General features: G+C 38.0%; 13 protein-coding genes. 1 reads left to right on the top strand and 12 read right to left on the bottom strand.

Annotation, left to right across the window (positions count from 1 at the left end; genetic code table 11):
- Window positions 1–33: 33 nt before the first annotated feature.
- The 9 genes from mfd to LLF28_01355 all read right to left on the bottom strand — a co-directional run bounded on the left by mfd (window position 34) and on the right by LLF28_01355 (window position 12,039).
- Window positions 34–3,066 carry a transcription-repair coupling factor gene (mfd, locus tag LLF28_01395; protein ID MCE5194105.1) on the bottom strand — a complete coding sequence of 1,011 codons (3,033 nt, stop codon included), beginning with the start codon at window positions 3,064–3,066 and terminating at the stop codon, window positions 34–36.
- A 126-nt stretch (window positions 3,067–3,192) separates the two neighbouring features.
- Window positions 3,193–3,651 (bottom strand): D-glycero-beta-D-manno-heptose 1-phosphate adenylyltransferase, encoded by a 459-nt coding sequence (gene rfaE2, locus LLF28_01390; GenBank protein ID MCE5194104.1) that lies wholly within the window; start codon window positions 3,649–3,651, stop codon window positions 3,193–3,195.
- Between the two features lie 35 nt (window positions 3,652–3,686).
- The gene (locus LLF28_01385) at window positions 3,687–4,142 is read right to left on the bottom strand and encodes an NUDIX hydrolase (protein MCE5194103.1); all 456 of its coding nucleotides are present in this window, start codon (window positions 4,140–4,142) and stop codon (window positions 3,687–3,689) included.
- A gap of 8 nt (window positions 4,143–4,150) precedes the next feature.
- Window positions 4,151–5,506 carry an RIP metalloprotease RseP gene (rseP, locus tag LLF28_01380; GenBank protein MCE5194102.1) on the bottom strand — a complete coding sequence of 452 codons (1,356 nt, stop codon included), beginning with the start codon at window positions 5,504–5,506 and terminating at the stop codon, window positions 4,151–4,153.
- Between the two features lie 30 nt (window positions 5,507–5,536).
- Entirely contained in the window at window positions 5,537–6,718 is a 1,182-nt protein-coding gene (locus LLF28_01375) for a 1-deoxy-D-xylulose-5-phosphate reductoisomerase (GenBank protein ID MCE5194101.1), read from the bottom strand.
- On the bottom strand, window positions 6,688–7,506 hold the full coding sequence (locus LLF28_01370) for a phosphatidate cytidylyltransferase (GenBank protein ID MCE5194100.1): 819 nt from the start codon (window positions 7,504–7,506) through the stop codon (window positions 6,688–6,690). Before LLF28_01370 ends, LLF28_01375 begins: the two co-directional genes overlap by 31 nt.
- Before the next feature lie 5 nt (window positions 7,507–7,511).
- Window positions 7,512–8,225, bottom strand: a complete 714-nt coding sequence (locus tag LLF28_01365) for an isoprenyl transferase (GenBank protein ID MCE5194099.1) — start codon at window positions 8,223–8,225, stop codon at window positions 7,512–7,514.
- 48 nt (window positions 8,226–8,273) lie between these two features.
- Complete coding sequence (locus LLF28_01360) at window positions 8,274–9,941, bottom strand: hypothetical protein (protein ID MCE5194098.1); 1,668 nt, start codon at window positions 9,939–9,941, stop codon at window positions 8,274–8,276.
- Window positions 9,942–9,945: 4 nt separating this feature from the next.
- A complete protein-coding gene (locus tag LLF28_01355) occupies window positions 9,946–12,039 on the bottom strand; it encodes a DUF1926 domain-containing protein (protein ID MCE5194097.1) in 2,094 nt (697 codons plus the stop codon).
- A gap of 112 nt (window positions 12,040–12,151) precedes the next feature.
- On the opposite strand from LLF28_01355, the gene LLF28_01350 reads away from it, so the two are divergent.
- Window positions 12,152–13,276 carry a glycosyltransferase family 4 protein gene (locus LLF28_01350; GenBank protein ID MCE5194096.1) on the top strand — a complete coding sequence of 375 codons (1,125 nt, stop codon included), beginning with the start codon at window positions 12,152–12,154 and terminating at the stop codon, window positions 13,274–13,276.
- A gap of 33 nt (window positions 13,277–13,309) precedes the next feature.
- On the opposite strand, the gene LLF28_01345 is transcribed toward LLF28_01350, so the two are convergent.
- The 3 genes from LLF28_01345 to LLF28_01335 form a co-directional block, all read right to left on the bottom strand.
- Window positions 13,310–13,924 (bottom strand): YdcF family protein, encoded by a 615-nt coding sequence (locus LLF28_01345; protein MCE5194095.1) that lies wholly within the window; start codon window positions 13,922–13,924, stop codon window positions 13,310–13,312.
- Window positions 13,925–14,030: 106 nt separating this feature from the next.
- Window positions 14,031–15,320 carry a phosphomethylpyrimidine synthase ThiC gene (gene thiC, locus LLF28_01340; GenBank protein ID MCE5194094.1) on the bottom strand — a complete coding sequence of 430 codons (1,290 nt, stop codon included), beginning with the start codon at window positions 15,318–15,320 and terminating at the stop codon, window positions 14,031–14,033.
- A gap of 141 nt (window positions 15,321–15,461) precedes the next feature.
- A partial coding sequence (locus tag LLF28_01335; GenBank protein ID MCE5194093.1) for a thiamine phosphate synthase occupies window positions 15,462–15,798 on the bottom strand: 337 nt, incomplete at its 5' end.

The raw sequence follows: 15,798 nt of genomic DNA, 5'->3' as shown, positions 1-15,798 counted from the left end.
TAAAATTTGAATTTAGTTATTTTAACATAAAAGTTACAATAGTTTTTCCAGAACTTTCTTTATCATTGAGTAAATCTCAGCCCATGAAAGATTTTTGACATTTATCTGAAATCCCTGTTCTAAAAATTTTATTTTATTGCCGTATATGTTGTGGAGTGAGAGTATCTTATTCACAGCTACTTTTGTGTCTTGCGAGAATATAACTTTTATAAAACCTCCAGCCTCAATCATATCAATAACCCTTAGTTGTCTTGCAGCAATCTTCAGCCTCATAATATCGAATAAGTTATTCACCTGATCAGGCAGCTTCCCGAATCTGTCCCTGACTTCATCCAATAAACTGTTTAAATCTTCTTCCCTCTTTGCTGATGCAATCTTTCTGTAAATGCTCAGTCTCAGTGTTACATCCTCTATAAATTCTTCTGTTATGAATGCAGGCACTCTAAGGCTCATGCGGGGCTCTATCTCTTCCTCAATCTTTATTCCTTTTATTTCTGATACAGCATTTTCGAGCATCTCAACATACATATCAAAACCGACCGCATGAATGTGTCCTGACTGCTCTGCGCCTAGAAAATTCCCAGCGCCTCTTATCTCCAGGTCTTTCATTGCAAGCCTGAATCCAGCGCCAAGGTAACTCATATCCTGCACAGCCTGGAGTCTTTTTTTTGCCTCATTCGTAATAATATTTTTTCCAGGAATAAGAAAATAAGCGTATGCCTTTACATTGCTTCTTCCAACCCTGCCTCTGAGCTGATATAAATCTGCAAGACCCATCCTGTCAGCCATGTTTATAATTATTGTGTTTGCATTTGATATATCAAGCCCTGATCCGACAATAGCCGTAGAGACAAGTATGTCAATCTCTTTGGCAATAAACTGTTTCATTATTTTTTCCAAATGTCTCTCAGGCATCTGTGCATGGGCAACAGAAATTCTTGCATCTGGAATAAGCTTATTTATACTGCCGTAGATTTTATCTATATCCCTTATCCTGTTATGCACAAAGAATACCTGTCCTTTTCTTTCAAGTTCTCTCACCACAGCATCTCTGATAATATCTTCCCTGAATTCAGAGACTATACTCTTAACAGCGAGTCTTTCTTCAGGAGGCGTTTCTATAAGACTCATACCCCTTATGCCTGACAGCGCCATGTTCAGTGTACGGGGTATCGGCGTTGCGCTTAATATCAGCACATCAACGCCTTTTTTTATCTCCTTCATCTTTTCTTTTTGGGCAACACCAAATTTATGTTCTTCATCAATTATAAGAAGTCCAAGGTTAATAAAATTCATATTTTTTTTCAGTAATGTATGTGTGCCGATAAGTATGTCCACATCTCCGCTCGTAACTTTTTTTATTGTCTCGTTCTGGTCTTTTTTTGTCTTGAACCTGCTCAGATAGTCTATGTTCACAGGGAATGCAGCAAATCTCTGCGTAAATGTTCTGAAGTGCTGTTCGCACAAAAGAGTTGTAGGCACAAGCAGAGCAACCTGTTTATTGTCAAACACTGCCTTGAATGCAGCCCGCATTGCAACTTCTGTTTTTCCATAACCAACATCACCGCACAAGAGCCTGTCCATTGGTTTTTCCAACTCCATGTCGAGCTTTATCTCTTCAATCGCCTTATGCTGATCAGTGGTTTCCACGTAAGGGAAAAAATCATCGAATTCTCTGTGAAGTTCAGAATCAGGGCTGAATGAAAAACCCTTTGTAATTTCTCTCTCAGCATAGAGTTTCACAAGCCTTTCTGCCATCTCCTTTATCTTTTTTCTGACTCTTTCCTTTGTCCTCGCCCATGTTATGCCTCCGAGCCTATCAATTTTGGGGAAAATATCTTCTTCAGCATGATATTTTTTTATCTTCTCGATTCCGTAAAGAGGCAGATACAGTCTGTCGCCTCCTGAATATTCAATAATCATGACATCGCTTTCATAATTCTCAAGCAGATGTGTTTCAATCCCAAGAAATTTTCCTATGCCGTGATCCTTGTGAACAACAAAATCACCTTTCTCAATATCATCAAGTGTATTAAGAAGTTCTGACACTCTTGATTTTTTTATAGGCCTGAAATGCTGTCTTTCGCCAAAGATCTCTTTTTCAGTTAAGACAATAAGATCGTTGATAAAAAATCCTGATGAAAGCTCGCCGATTGTTATCAGAATATTTCCCTCATAATCTGCTGCGTCTTCCTTGGAAATTATCGGAGCTATGATCTCCTTTTCCCACAGAATCTCCTTTATCCTTTCAGCCTGCCCATGCGAGGAAGCAGCAATCAAAACATTGTTGCTCTCAGAAATCTTTTTTAAAGCATCAGGAAACTCATAAACAGTCTTTCTCTCAGCATGCAGTATCCCATGTCCTGCCATTGAAATCAGCCCTGCATCAATCCCTTCACCTGCGAATGAAAACTGCGAGAGCATTACAGCATTCTCAGGGATATCATCTGATAGACCGTCTGTATCTGAATAAAAATAATTTCTATTCTCCGTTATTTGATATCTGCTGTTTTCATCCGGTTCTGATGCAGGAAAAATGACAAGCTCTTTATCAATGTCTGTGGATTTCTGCGTGCTTACGTCAAATGTTTTTATTGTTTCTATTGTATCGCCGAAAAACTCGATTCGATGCGGGTCTTTTGCAGAAGATGGGAAAATATCAAAGACCCATCCTTTATGACTGAATTCACCATTTTCAACAACAAGCGCTACGCGCTTATAACCAAGCCTTATAAGTTTTTTCTCGAACAAGTCTCTACTGATTTCATATTTGAGATTCAGCACAAGCGCATCTTCCCCTAATTCATCAGGAGTCCATAAATTTGCATTAAGTGCATCTTTTGAAAGCACGACCGAATCAAACTTGGTGAGATTATAAATCAACTCTGCTCTTTGTCCAGTTGTCTCAGGGTTATCAGGCTCAGGCAGAAAAAAAATATTATTTTTTATATTAGAAGGATTTATTGAACGGAAAAACAAAATGTCCTGATAAAGCTCTCTTGCCTTCTCTTCGTTCGACTCGACCATGACAAAAGGTTTTTCTTGCAATGCAAGAAAAAGAGCCATGGACGAGCCTGTGAGGTTATATACATGAGAAGTATATGGAATATTTCTTATTCTATGAGCAAACTCGCTGAAATACATTAGTGATTGCTAAAACCAAAACTACAAAATAATTTATTGTGGCTAATTTTACAGCTTTCTAATCTTTTCGATAATCTCGGTTGTTGAGATGCCGCTTATATATGGAAGACTGTGGGTTTCTTTTGCTATGTCAGAGCCGACAATGTCTTCTTTTTTCCAATCCCCGCCTTTGACAAGAACATCAGGCTTAACAATCTTTATTAATTCATATGGAGTGTCTTCATCAAACAAAGTTACATAATCAACCATGTCTAAAGCTGCAAGCACTTCTGCCCTGTGATCCTGCGGATTAATAGGTCTTCCTGGTTTTATGCGGGATACAGATTTATCAGAGTTTAAGCCTATGACAAGAACATCGCCGAATGTCTTTGCTTCTTTTAAATATCTGACATGACCTATATGGATAATATCAAAACAGCCGTTAGTAAAGACAATCTTTCTGCCTTTTGATCTTGCGGCATCAATCTCTTTTTTTAGGGAATCCCAGCTTAATATTATCCTAGCCATATATATCCTAATAGCTTATATTCAAAAAATCCTAGTTATTTATTCTTTGAATTTATGTCTTCCAGCATCTTTTTTGCTTTTTCTATTATCTCTTTGTCGCCTTTGTAACTTACCTTTTCCAGAGCTTGATCTATCGCAAACCATTCTGCCGAATCCACTTCCCAGTTGTGATCCTCTGTTTTTCCATCAACATATGACATTAGAAAAAAGTGGACTGTTTTTCTTGTTCTTATGTTTTTATCTTTGATGAAATACCAGTATGATATCTCTCCGATTTTTTCTATGACTTTTCCTTTAAGTCCTGTTTCCTCCTGAACTTCTCTGACTGCTGCTTTTTCCTGACTCTCATTTTTTTCAATGATACCTTTTGGCAGGCACCAGATATTGCCGCCTTTTACTGCAATGAGCGCTATCTCAGAAATACCTGATGTATTTCTGGATATCACTCCGCCTGATGAAACCTGAGCTTGTAAGCTTACCGGTCTTGTCATATATCAAACTATATGCTGAATAGTTTTTTTACCCAAGGAACTACTACTCTTATGACATCATTATATAGTACAAATATCATTAATGTAATGAGAAGAGCTACGCCTATTTTCTGGCAGATAATTATCACTTTCTCGCTTAATGGTTTGCGTCTTATTCCCTCTATAGTAAGAAACATCAGATGTCCGCCGTCAAGTATCGGGATAGGAAGGAGATTAAGCACTCCAAGGTTAATGCTTATTACTGCCATAAAACTGAAGAAACTCATCGCTCCCATCGATGCCTGCTCTCCTGCCATCTGGAGTATCATTATAGGACCGCCAAGTGTATCAGCAGGTATGATTCTCTGGAACAATTTTACGATTACAACAAGTGTGAGAACACAAATGTCCCATGTTCTTTTGAAACCAAGATATAGTGAATCTATTAATCCGAATTTTTTCTCTACCTCATTAGCTAAAGGCTTTATGCCGATCAGTCCTATATCTTTTCTCTTGCCTGTAGGTTCTGTTATAGTCTTTGTCTCTGGTGACACTATGATATCAAGAATCCGTTCTCCTCTTTTTATCTTGAATCTCAAGGGCTTCCCGGGATTTTGATGTATTATTGAGGTCATTTCCTGCCATGTTTTTATATCCGTGTCTTGAATTCTTATAACCCTGTCGCCTTTTTCGATCCCTGCTTTTTTTGCAGGTGAATCTGACACAACTTCCCCGATGTAAGAATAGAGTAAGGGCGAGGTTCCTATTTCAAAGACATCAATTTTCTCGCCGAATATATTTTTTTCTGTTTCTTTAACAGGCGTTACATTAAGCTCAATTATTTTCCCTTCTCTTTCTATCTTGAAAGCAAGTGCATTGCCCTTGCTTTTGCTTACTGATTCATTTATCTCATACCAGCTCATAACAGGGATGTTATTAATCTCAATAACCTTATCGCCTGTGCTGAGTCCTGCCTTGTCAGCAGGAGAGTTATTAACAATAGTGCCTATGTAAGGCTCCGGCATTGGAACACCTGATAGAAAGACAAAAAAGAAAAGCACAGCGGCAAAAATAAGATTGAATATCGGACCTGAAGCCACTATCAAAAATCTTTTCCATACAGGCTGGTAATTATAGGCAAATGGTTTATCTTCTTCTTTTAAAGTCTCGCCTGGCTCTTCGCCAAGCATCTTCACATATCCGCCAAGCGGTATGCTGGAGATAAGATATTCTGTTTCTCCAAATTTTCTTCCTATCAGCTTGGGGCCAAACCCAAGCGAAAACTTCAGAACTCTTACCTTGAGTTTTTTTGCAAACAGGAAATGCCCGAACTCATGCACGAAAATGAGGACGCCTAAAAGTATTATTGCTGAAAGAAATGACATTTATATCTCCTTATTCTTAATTCTGATTATCTATTTTATCAGTTTATCTACAATCTCTTTTGCCTGATGTCTTGCCCAGTCATCAGCCTTCATCACAATGCTCAGGTCTGATACAGTCTCAGTCTTATGTCTGCTCATTGTTTTTTCTATTACTAAAGGGATGTCAGTGAATTTTATCATTTTGCTTAAAAAAGAATTTACAGCAATCTCATTCGAAGCATTCAAAACAGCAGGCATTGTGCCTCCGAGTTTTGATGCTTCATAAGCATATGTAAGGCAAGGGAAATTACTTGTGTCAGGATCCTTAAATGTCAGTTTATCAAGTTTGCTGAAATCAAGCACTGGCATTGGATCGCTCAGTCTCTCAGGATACGAAAGCGCATATGCAATAGGCCCTCTCATATCAGGAATAGAAAGCTGTGCAATATAACTTCTGTCTTTGAACTCGACCATTGAGTGCACAATGCTCTGTGGATGTATGAGAACATCAATATTTTCCGGAGCAATATCGAAAAGATAATGCGCCTCTATTACTTCAAGCCCTTTATTCATCAGCGTGGCAGAATCGATCGTTATTTTTTTGCCCATCTCCCATCTGGGATGCTTTAATGCATCTTCAATCGTAACTTTTTCAAGTTCGCTTTTTCCCTTTCCCAGAAACGGCCCTCCTGATGCTGTGAGGACTATTTTTTTTACTGAATCAGGATGCCTGCCTTCAAGACACTGAAAAACCGCGCTGTGCTCGCTGTCAACAGGGATTATCTTTGAGCCGGATTTTTTTGCGCTGTTTTTTACGATATCGCCTGCTACTACCATAGACTCTTTGTTTGCAAGCCCGATTGTTTTTCCGGCATTTATAGCAGCAAGCGTGGGCATGAGTCCTGCAAAACCTATTATTGCTGAAAGAACAAAATCAGTTTTTGGGTGCGATGCAGCCTCAATAATTCCTTCATCACCTGATAAAATGTCCATGTCAAGTTTTTCCCTCAGCTTAACAGCGCTGGCTTCATCAGCCACTGCAACAACCTCCGGCTTAAACTGTCTTATCTGCTCTTCGAGAAGTGATATGTTATTTCTTGCGGTCAACCCAACAATTTTAAATCTGTCTTTGTATCTTGCTGCTACATCAAGGGCATTCTTTCCTATTGATCCTGTAGAGCCGAGGATTGTAATGCGCTTCACTATATCAACCTCAGCGCCATTGCAGTCCAATAAACAGCCGGCGCTGCGAAAAGAGAGCTGTCCAACTTGTCAAGCATTCCTCCATGTTCCAGGATCAAGCTGCTTGAGTCTTTAACTCCTGCGTCACGTTTGAACATTGATTCAACTAGATCTCCTATAACAGATACTGCGCCGATAACCATGCCGAGTATGACAGCATTTATAAAACTGAGAACCAGCATATCTGCAAGCGCATATTTGAATATAAGTGCGCCGATAGCGCCTCCGAGTATCGAGCCGAAAAGACCTGCTATGGTTTTATTAGGACTTATTTCAGAATAAAGCTTTCTCTTGCCTATTGTGCTGCCCAGCAGATAAGCCATGCTGTCTGAAGCCCATACACATCCATAAAGCAAAATTATCCAATCAAAGCCCTGTTCTCTCAGGTAAACCTGAAAACCCAGAAGTCCTGGTATATAGGCAATACCAGTAACAACCGGAGCTATATCCCTAAGAGAAGACTCGGGTTTGCGTTTATAAAACAATCTGATAACAGCAACTATTAAAAATCCGATAGCAGCCAGATCAGTGACAAAAGGCTTTTGCGGATCCAGAGAATATTGAAATATAAAAATAAAATAAAGAATTAACATCCCCAAAAGAATTCCAGTGAATCTTAAAAGTCCTTTAATGCCGTACATCGTATAAAATTCATACTGTGCAAGGGCAGATACTATCATCAGTATGAACAGAAAATAAATTGCAGGAAGCTTTGTAATATAAATAAAAAGCAAAGGCAAAATAATCAAAGCAATGATTAATCTTTTAATATGGTGCATATGAATTATGGACTTGTCTTTGTTTGGACACAGCCGAATCTCCTTTCTCTCATCTGATAATCATGTAAAGCAAGCATTAACTCGTCTTTTGTAAAATCAGGCCAGAGCGTATCCGTAAAATAATATTCAGCATATGCTCCCTGCCATAACAGAAAATTACTAGTTCGTCTTTCGCCGCTTGTGCGTATTATAAGGTCAGGCGAAGGGATTCCCTTTGTGTCAAGACATGATTCGAATAATTCTTCAGTTATTTCATCAGGATTTTTTATTTGAGCTGCAATTTTTTTTGCAGCCCTGATAATCTCATTTCTTCCGCCGTAACTCAAAGCAGTAACAACAGTCATCCCTTTATTCCCAGCAGTCAGCTCCTCTGTCTCTAAAACAAGAGATTGTATATTTTTTGGAAGCCTCCATATCTCTCCAATCGCCCTGAACACAATACCATTTTCCATAAATTTTCTTAACTCTTTTCTCAGGTACATTTCGAGCAGCTTCATCAATGTATCAATTTCATCTTTGGGTCTCTGCCAGTTCTCGATCGAAAAAGTATAGAGAGTCAGAACCTTTATGCCAATTTCCTGCGCAATCTCGATCGTCTCTTTTGCTCTCTCGGCCCCTCTTCTGTGTCCCTCAATTCTCGGAAGACCGCGCAATTCCGCCCATCTGCCATTTCCATCCATTATGATTCCCACATGGCCAGGGATTTTATCTTTTGACAAAACTATTTTCCTCCATAATTAAGCTTAAGCAGAGATATTGATTCTCTGTTATCTTCCCTTGAGCGAGTATATATAAACCAGGCTCCCGTAAAGACCTTCGCCTTTGAAAAGTTTCTTAATGGAAAGAGTAACAGCAGGGCTGTCGAGCACAACAATTTTATCGTCAGCAATCCCAAAATCCAATGCACTGCCTGATATATAATCCACAATAGTTCTTTCTTCCATGGAAGCGCCTGTGAACCATAGATTTTTTATTTGTGAACTGCTGAATCCAACTCCACGGGCCATCCCTACAAGAGGGAGCCTTCTTATTACATAAGCTGATTTATTGAAAACAAAAATTCTATCCTTGATAGACCATTCTCCTCTGTCTATAAACATATTTGGAACAGCTCTTTTGAATTTGGTCAGAAAACCTCCATAGTCCTCGCTGCTGCGCCAAAGCTTAAGCCCTTTGTCATCATAAAGATTCAGATAACCGGCATCATCATATGCAATAACCATTTTCTTATCCTCATCTTTTATATAGGCAAAATCATAGATATTTACACCAGTTGGAAGTTTTACATCACTGCCTCTTTTGTATCCATTATCCCAGACAATCTGATATACAGGTCCCTTATATCCATCGCCTTGATCAAATTCTTGTGCAAAAAGTTCATTGCCCATAGCTTTTAAAAAAACCTTGCCTTCCCAGAGCATAACAAACTTGTCTTCCTGAAGTTCATATATCCTTGAAACTACCGTGTCATACCTGAAAAAGGTGATGATTATCTCATCCCTGCCGTTTTTGTTAAGGTCAATCTTGTCAAACCATAAATTTTCATCAGAATAAGAACCCTTAATCTTATAAACAGTGCTTAGCTCGCCATCCGGAGTATACATGCGGATATCCCTGTCAGTGCTGACAAGCAGTTCTGTTTTTTTGTCTCCATTTACATCAGCAGCTAGTATGAATCTTCCGCCAACCGGCAGTTTCAGTTCGCGTGCAACATCTTCTTTTTTAATGCCAAGCATCTCCTCGCCGAATTTAAGATCCTTTATAAATGACAACGGAACTTTTACTTCATCTTCTGAAAGCTTGGAAGAATCTTCAACCCAGAAGAGGCTTTGTTTGAGCTTTACATCTCCTCCTGCGTCCTTTGCAGCAAGCATAATCAGCACATCGGCATTCTGCTTCTTAGCCTCTTTTATAATCTCTGCCTGATTGTCACTCTCAATCGCTGTCTCGAGAAGCTCAAACCTTCCTGTATCCTTAAGTGTCCTGAAATAAGCATCGCCAAGGCTCCAATCAACATTTGCGCTCTGATAAAATAGCGCTTTAACTCCGGTTTCAGATATTCTTATTTTGTCTTCAGGCTTAACATCACCATTAAGAATAGTTACTGACGATGTATTAGAGCTTACGTCTTTAATCTCTACCTTTCCCACTGCAGTCTCAACAAGACCTATCGGTTCTTTGGTCACAGGATGCAGAAATGAAGCGCCCTCTCTTACAACAGAAAAGCGCATTCCTTTTTTTGCCTGAGAACTTGTTCCTATATCAGCTACAGTTCCATCACTGCTTACAGACACTATCTTCCCCTTCAAGGGTTTAAAATAAGAAAGTGCGCTATTTTTCAAAGGTTCAAACGGATTTTCCTTTGAAAGAGCTGTTGAGATAATGCATACAGTGAATAAAAAAGAAAAAATTATATAACGCTGAATATTTTTCATCTTATCATTCTCCAATATTTATAGTGAATCCGATTTTTTTCTTGTCTGTGAGTTCTATTTTATTCATAAATAAAAATTCTGTGCCCTGATAAATCCTTTCAATTCCATTTTCAGACAGAGATATGGTCTCAACAGGATAATGACAAAAATCGATATTCTCATCAAAAACAAATTCCATTTTAAGACCTGAAATTTCGTCACTAATAACAATTTTATCTATTGTTTCATGCAGCCCTTTGTCTTTAATATAAAAAACACTATCCCTTAAATTTACAGCTGTGTATGAAGAACCCAAAAAAGAAAGATTGAATTCTACGCCAAATATGCCATTATATTTACCTTCGAGCAGATAGTCAACCCTTATTCCTGATTTATTGAAGCCAATCAGTTTTTCTATCCTCATTTCCTCACCGAAAACCGCTCCCTTTTTAAATAATCTTACTCTGCTTTTATCAATATTACTTTCAATCTCGTAATGACCATTTATGAAATCACCATTTTCAATATAGCTGGAATTAATCAGATCATCAATTTTAACGTCATAGTTTAAAAAATGATCCAGCAAAGATGCTCTTCTGTAATTATCATAAACAAGTACATTCTTCAGCCCTTGTTCCTTTGTAAAAATTCTGTTATGTATTGTCTTTGTTGCATTGTCTATAGAATTTGCTGTTTCAGAAATACGCGTGTGGTAAGCTTCAGGTCTGCGCGTAAGAATGTCCAGCACATTTATGTTCTGTCTTTTTACTGAAAGTTCTGTCAAAGCGCCGCTGTTTTCTGTAAAAAATGCTGACATTGTTTTGGTGCTTATTAATATGTCTTTGTATCCGTCACAATCAATGTCGCCTTCCTGAAAAAAAACATCTTGTTTTGTTATAGATTCGTCTGCAAGTATTTTTTCTGCCATCGATTCTGCCTTGATCAGGTGTCTGTAAAGAGCAGATCTCAGGTGCGGCAGATACAAGCCTCCAAAAATACCATGCCAGTATGCATCATTGCACTGGCCTTTCCATAATTCATGCAAAAGAGCCTTTGAACCTGTAAAATCAGTTTTTTTCTTTTTAATGATATTAGCCGCATCATGTACTTTTTTGCTTATACCAAGCATCCTTTTATTTATGTGATTTGACTCAGGGTATTTTGCAAAAAATGAACGCCATATCCCGCCCCTTAAAAAACCTTTTGCGCTGTCTCCAAATATTTTTTCCATCTCAGATAAAAGATTTTCGTATTCCTTCGCGCTTTCCAACGGAAGGCTCCATTCACCCATTTCCCTGTAAGATGCTGCAGGGAGATATGCCCTGCCCAAAGGATAAAATTTTTTCTGATATTCATCGAATGTTGTTGTCTCGATCCACTCTTTATTTTCTTCTAATGCAGAAAAAAATTTATCAAGCCATCCGTCTTCGTAGCAATGCTTGTATGTGTCAGGCCAGACACCAAATTTCTCGCCGTCATCAGCCATTGTCAAAAGGCGTGATTCGTCTTCTTTATGAACTTCCCTTAAATACTCTATTATATCGCTGACATCTCTGAATGGGATCCAATACCTGAGCTTCTCGCTCCCCGGAAATATTTTTATGTAATTACCCTGTTCTTCGGTTATGTAATAACCAAAAAGTTCTTTGTCTTTAAGGCCTGAGAGTTTAAAATGATGATCATCAACAGGCAGATATTCAATGCCTGCCTGAGCAATATATTTAGGCATGTTTGGTTCCCATACCCTTTCAGGAAGCCACATGCCTTTTGGAACAACCCTGAATATTTCTTTAATATAATCTGTCATCTCTTCAATCTGCATAATTCTGTCAGTTTCAGGGATTGAGGCAAAGATTGGTTCATAAATACCGCCAGAAAGAAGTTCTATGCGGTTTTCCTTTAAAAGTGTCTTTATAATATCAACAGCCTCAGGATGGTTGTCATTAAGCCATAAAAGAATATTGCCTGAATAATGAAGGACAAATCTCAGGCTTTTATATGCAAGCAGCTTTTCAAGAAAAGGAAGATAGGCTTTTTTATATGAATCTTCCAGAACATTATCAAAATTCCCAACAGGCTGGTGATTGTGAATTGCAAGGATGAGGTTAAGTTTTGGCATTCAATAATCCATCCTTTCTTGAATTACCTTGAAGAACACACCCGCTTTAGTTTTATAATTATAGCACATAAATCAGAGCTCATCGATTTAATACAAAAAAGGATGTCAGAACATGAAACTTGCTTTTATTAAAAAGAATTTTTCTATTCATGGCGGAGCAGAGAAGTATATGCAGACCCTAATGGAAAAACTCAAAAACAGAGCTGAGATACATGTTATAGCAAGCAAATGGATAGAGAGTCCGTGCATAATCTTCCATAAAATAAAATCTATCTCATTAATCTCATTTCTTTCAGTGCTTTCATTTAATTGGAATGCACAAAAAAAAATTAAATCACTTAACCCTGATTGCACTATAAGCTTTGAGCGCACAACTTTTCAGGATATATACAGGGCAGGAGAAGGATGTCATATTGAATGGCTGAAGCTGAGAAAACAGATTGATCCATTATGGAAAAGATTCACCTATTTTATAAATCCCTTGCATCTTGCGCTCCTTTATATTGAAAAGAAATTGTTTGCCGGCACAAAACTTATCATAGCTAATTCAAATATGGTCAAATCACAAATAATTCAAAACTACGCTGTTCCTGAGGAAAAGATCAAGGTTATATACAATGGGGTTGATCTTAAAAAATTCTCGCCTCAAAACAAAGAATTATATAGAACAGATATCAGAAAAAATCTGTCTATAAAAGAATTCTCAAAGGTAATAATCTTTGTAGGAACAGAATTCGGGAGAAAAGGACTGGGAACACTGATTAAAGCATTATCTTTTGTAGAAGATGAACATGATATTAAGCTAATAATAATAGGCAGAGGGAGGGTTGGTAAATTCAGAACACTTGCAAAGAAATTCGAAGTTTCAGACAAAGTTATTTTCATCGGGCCCCAGAAAGATATCCAAAAATTCTATGCTGCGGCAGATATCTTTGTGCTTCCTACTATGTATGACCCGTTCAGCAATGCAACGATCGAAGCAATGGCTTCAGGCATTACGGTTATCACAACAAAAAATAATGGTGTATCAGAGATAATAGAGAATGGCGAAGAAGGATTTGTGACAATAAATATATTAGACCCACTGGAATTGGCAGAAAAAATCAAGCTTTGTCTGAATAATTCAAAAACAATGGGAATTAAGGCAAGAATCAAAGCTGAAAGGTTTTCTATCGAAAAAGCAGAAGAAGAATTTTTAAAAACAATCTCGGATTTTAGAAATAATCTTTCTATTTAACTTCTTGCTTCCATAAAAAAACATCTTTATTTTTCAGTCTTGTATCCCAAATATCGCTGAGCCTAAAAACTTAAAATATTCATCGATAACTCTCGTTCTGTCCGGTTCTTTTTTCCACCATTTCTCAAAATTAAAATTGCTTTCGACAGGAGAGGAGCTGATGACTTTTATATCTTCACCCATTATTTCCCTGAAAATATTTCCTGCTCTTTTACTCTGATAAACAGAAGTGACAAGGATACATGATTTGTAGTTTAATTTTTTCATCATGTCTTTTGTGAACTGTGCGCTTTGGAGTATGTTGATTGATTTTTCTTCCAGAAGAACAGAGTTTTTTGGCAGGCCCAGCGACAATGCGTGCTCCTGCATAAGAGATGCCCATGTATATCTCCAAACAACATGTCCTCCTGAAAAAATTACCACATCTTTCCTTGCCCAGCCTTCTTTGAAAAGCTTAACAGCATGTTCGATTCTTTCTGCATCTTCACCTTTAAGAACTACGATAACATCTGCAGGTTTAAGTTCATCTTTATAATAAAGATGCTTCCCCATCTTATTCAGAAGAAAACCATAACTTACAAAAAGTATGAGCGCTACAATCGCGAGGATTATCAGAATTTTTAGAAATTTATTCAGGATATCGAACACTATGTCCAACCTCTGAAATAAATCTTAAGCTTAAATCATCTGCTTGAATAAGCATATGTATATTATGATATAAGGGAAATGCGATTAATTCAATTTAATAATTATATTATTTTTTGTCTTTCTTCAGCGCCCTTTCAACTGTCCTGATGGCGCAGAATTCTCCGCACATACTGCATACATCTTTTTCTGAAGGCGGGACTTCGTCTCTCCATTTTTTGACTTTCTCCGGATTAAAGCTCAATCCTATCTGGCCATTCCAGTTCAATGCCTTTCTATACTCTGCCATTTTGATATCTTTATCGATCGCGCTCTTTATTCCTTTGGCAATATCAGCAGCATGAGCAGCAATCTTAGAAACTATTACTCCTTCTTTTACATCTTCTATATCAGGTAGTCTTATATGTTCAGAAGGCGTCACATAGCATAGGAAATCTGCTCCTGCTGCGCCAGCAATTGCGCCTCCTATTGCAGCAACAATATGGTCATAACCCATGCCAATATCTGTAACCAGAGGTCCCAATACATAAAACGGCGCGCCCTTGCATATCTCTTTCTGTATCTTCACATTTAATTCTATCTGGTTTAATGGCACATGCCCCGGTCCTTCGATAATAACCTGAACTCCCTCATCTACTGCCCTGTCTCTTAATTCTCCAAGAGTCAAAAGCTCTTCTATCTGCGTGCGGTCTGTTGCATCAGCAAGACATCCCGGTCTCATCCCATCGCCAAGACTCAATGTCATATCATATTTTTTTGCAATCTTTAAAAGTCTGTCATAATCTTCGTAGAGCGGATTTTCTTTTTGATTGTATATCATCCATTCAAGGAGAAATGATCCTCCTCTGCTCACTATGTCGAGTATTCTTCCTTCCTGCTTAAGTCTTTCAACTGCTCTCATAGTAAGACCTGAATGAACAGTTATAAAATCGACTCCTTCTTCTGCCTGTTCTTCTATTACTGCAAAAATGTCATCTGTTGTCATCTTTGTAATAGAGCCTTTTTTTTCAGCCGCTTTTACAGCAGCTTCATAAATAGGAACAGTGCCTACAGCTATCAAAGATTTTTTGAGCATTATATTACGAAGTTCTTTTATAGCTCCGCCTGTTGAAAGATCCATTACTGCATCAGCTCCGTATTTCACAAGCACGTTAAGTTTTTCAATCTCACTGTCGAATGAAACCTTGTCCTTTGACGTGCCGATGTTAGCATTTATCTTTGTGCGAAGATTCCTGCCGATGCCCAATGGTTTTATTTTGTGATTTTTGTTTATCGGGATAACACTGGCTCCCAAAGCAATGTCCTTAGAAAGCTGCTCAGGAGCAATACCTTCTTCTGAAGCAACCAGCTTCACTTCATCAGTTACAATCCCTTTTTTTGCCAATTCTATTCTTGTCATGTTAACCACCTGATTAATAATTTTTTATGGAAGGCAGAGCATAATATTTGAGCGGATTTGAATATGCCGCAGGCATATTCACCTCGGAGTCCCGATAAAATTTGGACGAGAATGAGCGAAATATTGTGCTCTGCCTTAATATCATTTTAATAACCTCAAAAACTTTTCTGTATCTTCTTGTACATTTTTTGAATTCAATATTGCTGATATAACTGCAACTCCGTCTGCACCGGCACTTATTACTTCCTTAACCCTGTCAGCCTTAATCCCTCCTATTGCAAAAACAGGAATAGAAACTTTTTTCTCCGCCTTATTTAAAATATCAATGCCCAAAGGCTTTCCATATTCAAGCTTTGACTGCGTCTCATAAATCGGTCCAAGTATTACAAAATCAGCGCCCTGCTTCTCTGCATTAACAGCCTCATCAATACTGTGTGTTGACACACCAATCATAAGCTTATTTTGTGCAATTTTTCTT

The sequence above is a fragment of the Nitrospiraceae bacterium genome (genome assembly GCA_021373015.1).
Lineage (GTDB): Bacteria > Nitrospirota > Thermodesulfovibrionia > Thermodesulfovibrionales > UBA1546 > JAJFTJ01.
Note: the sequence above shows the minus strand (reverse complement) of the source record. Positions and strands in the feature narration are given on the sequence as shown.

Excerpts from the sequence above, each read along its gene's own strand:
- mfd (MCE5194105.1), bottom strand. The coding sequence starts at position 3,066 with ATGGCTCTTTTTCTTGCATTGCAAGAAAAACCTTTTGTCATGGTCGAG.
- rfaE2 (MCE5194104.1), bottom strand. The coding sequence starts at position 3,651 with ATGGCTAGGATAATATTAAGCTGGGATTCCCTAAAAAAAGAGATTGAT.
- LLF28_01385 (MCE5194103.1), bottom strand. The coding sequence starts at position 4,142 with ATGACAAGACCGGTAAGCTTACAAGCTCAGGTTTCATCAGGCGGAGTG.
- rseP (MCE5194102.1), bottom strand. The coding sequence starts at position 5,506 with ATGTCATTTCTTTCAGCAATAATACTTTTAGGCGTCCTCATTTTCGTG.
- LLF28_01370 (MCE5194100.1), bottom strand. The coding sequence starts at position 7,506 with ATGCACCATATTAAAAGATTAATCATTGCTTTGATTATTTTGCCTTTG.
- LLF28_01360 (MCE5194098.1), bottom strand. The coding sequence starts at position 9,941 with ATGAAAAATATTCAGCGTTATATAATTTTTTCTTTTTTATTCACTGTA.
- LLF28_01355 (MCE5194097.1), bottom strand. The coding sequence starts at position 12,039 with ATGCCAAAACTTAACCTCATCCTTGCAATTCACAATCACCAGCCTGTT.
- LLF28_01350 (MCE5194096.1), top strand. The coding sequence starts at position 12,152 with ATGAAACTTGCTTTTATTAAAAAGAATTTTTCTATTCATGGCGGAGCA.
- thiC (MCE5194094.1), bottom strand. The coding sequence starts at position 15,320 with ATGACAAGAATAGAATTGGCAAAAAAAGGGATTGTAACTGATGAAGTG.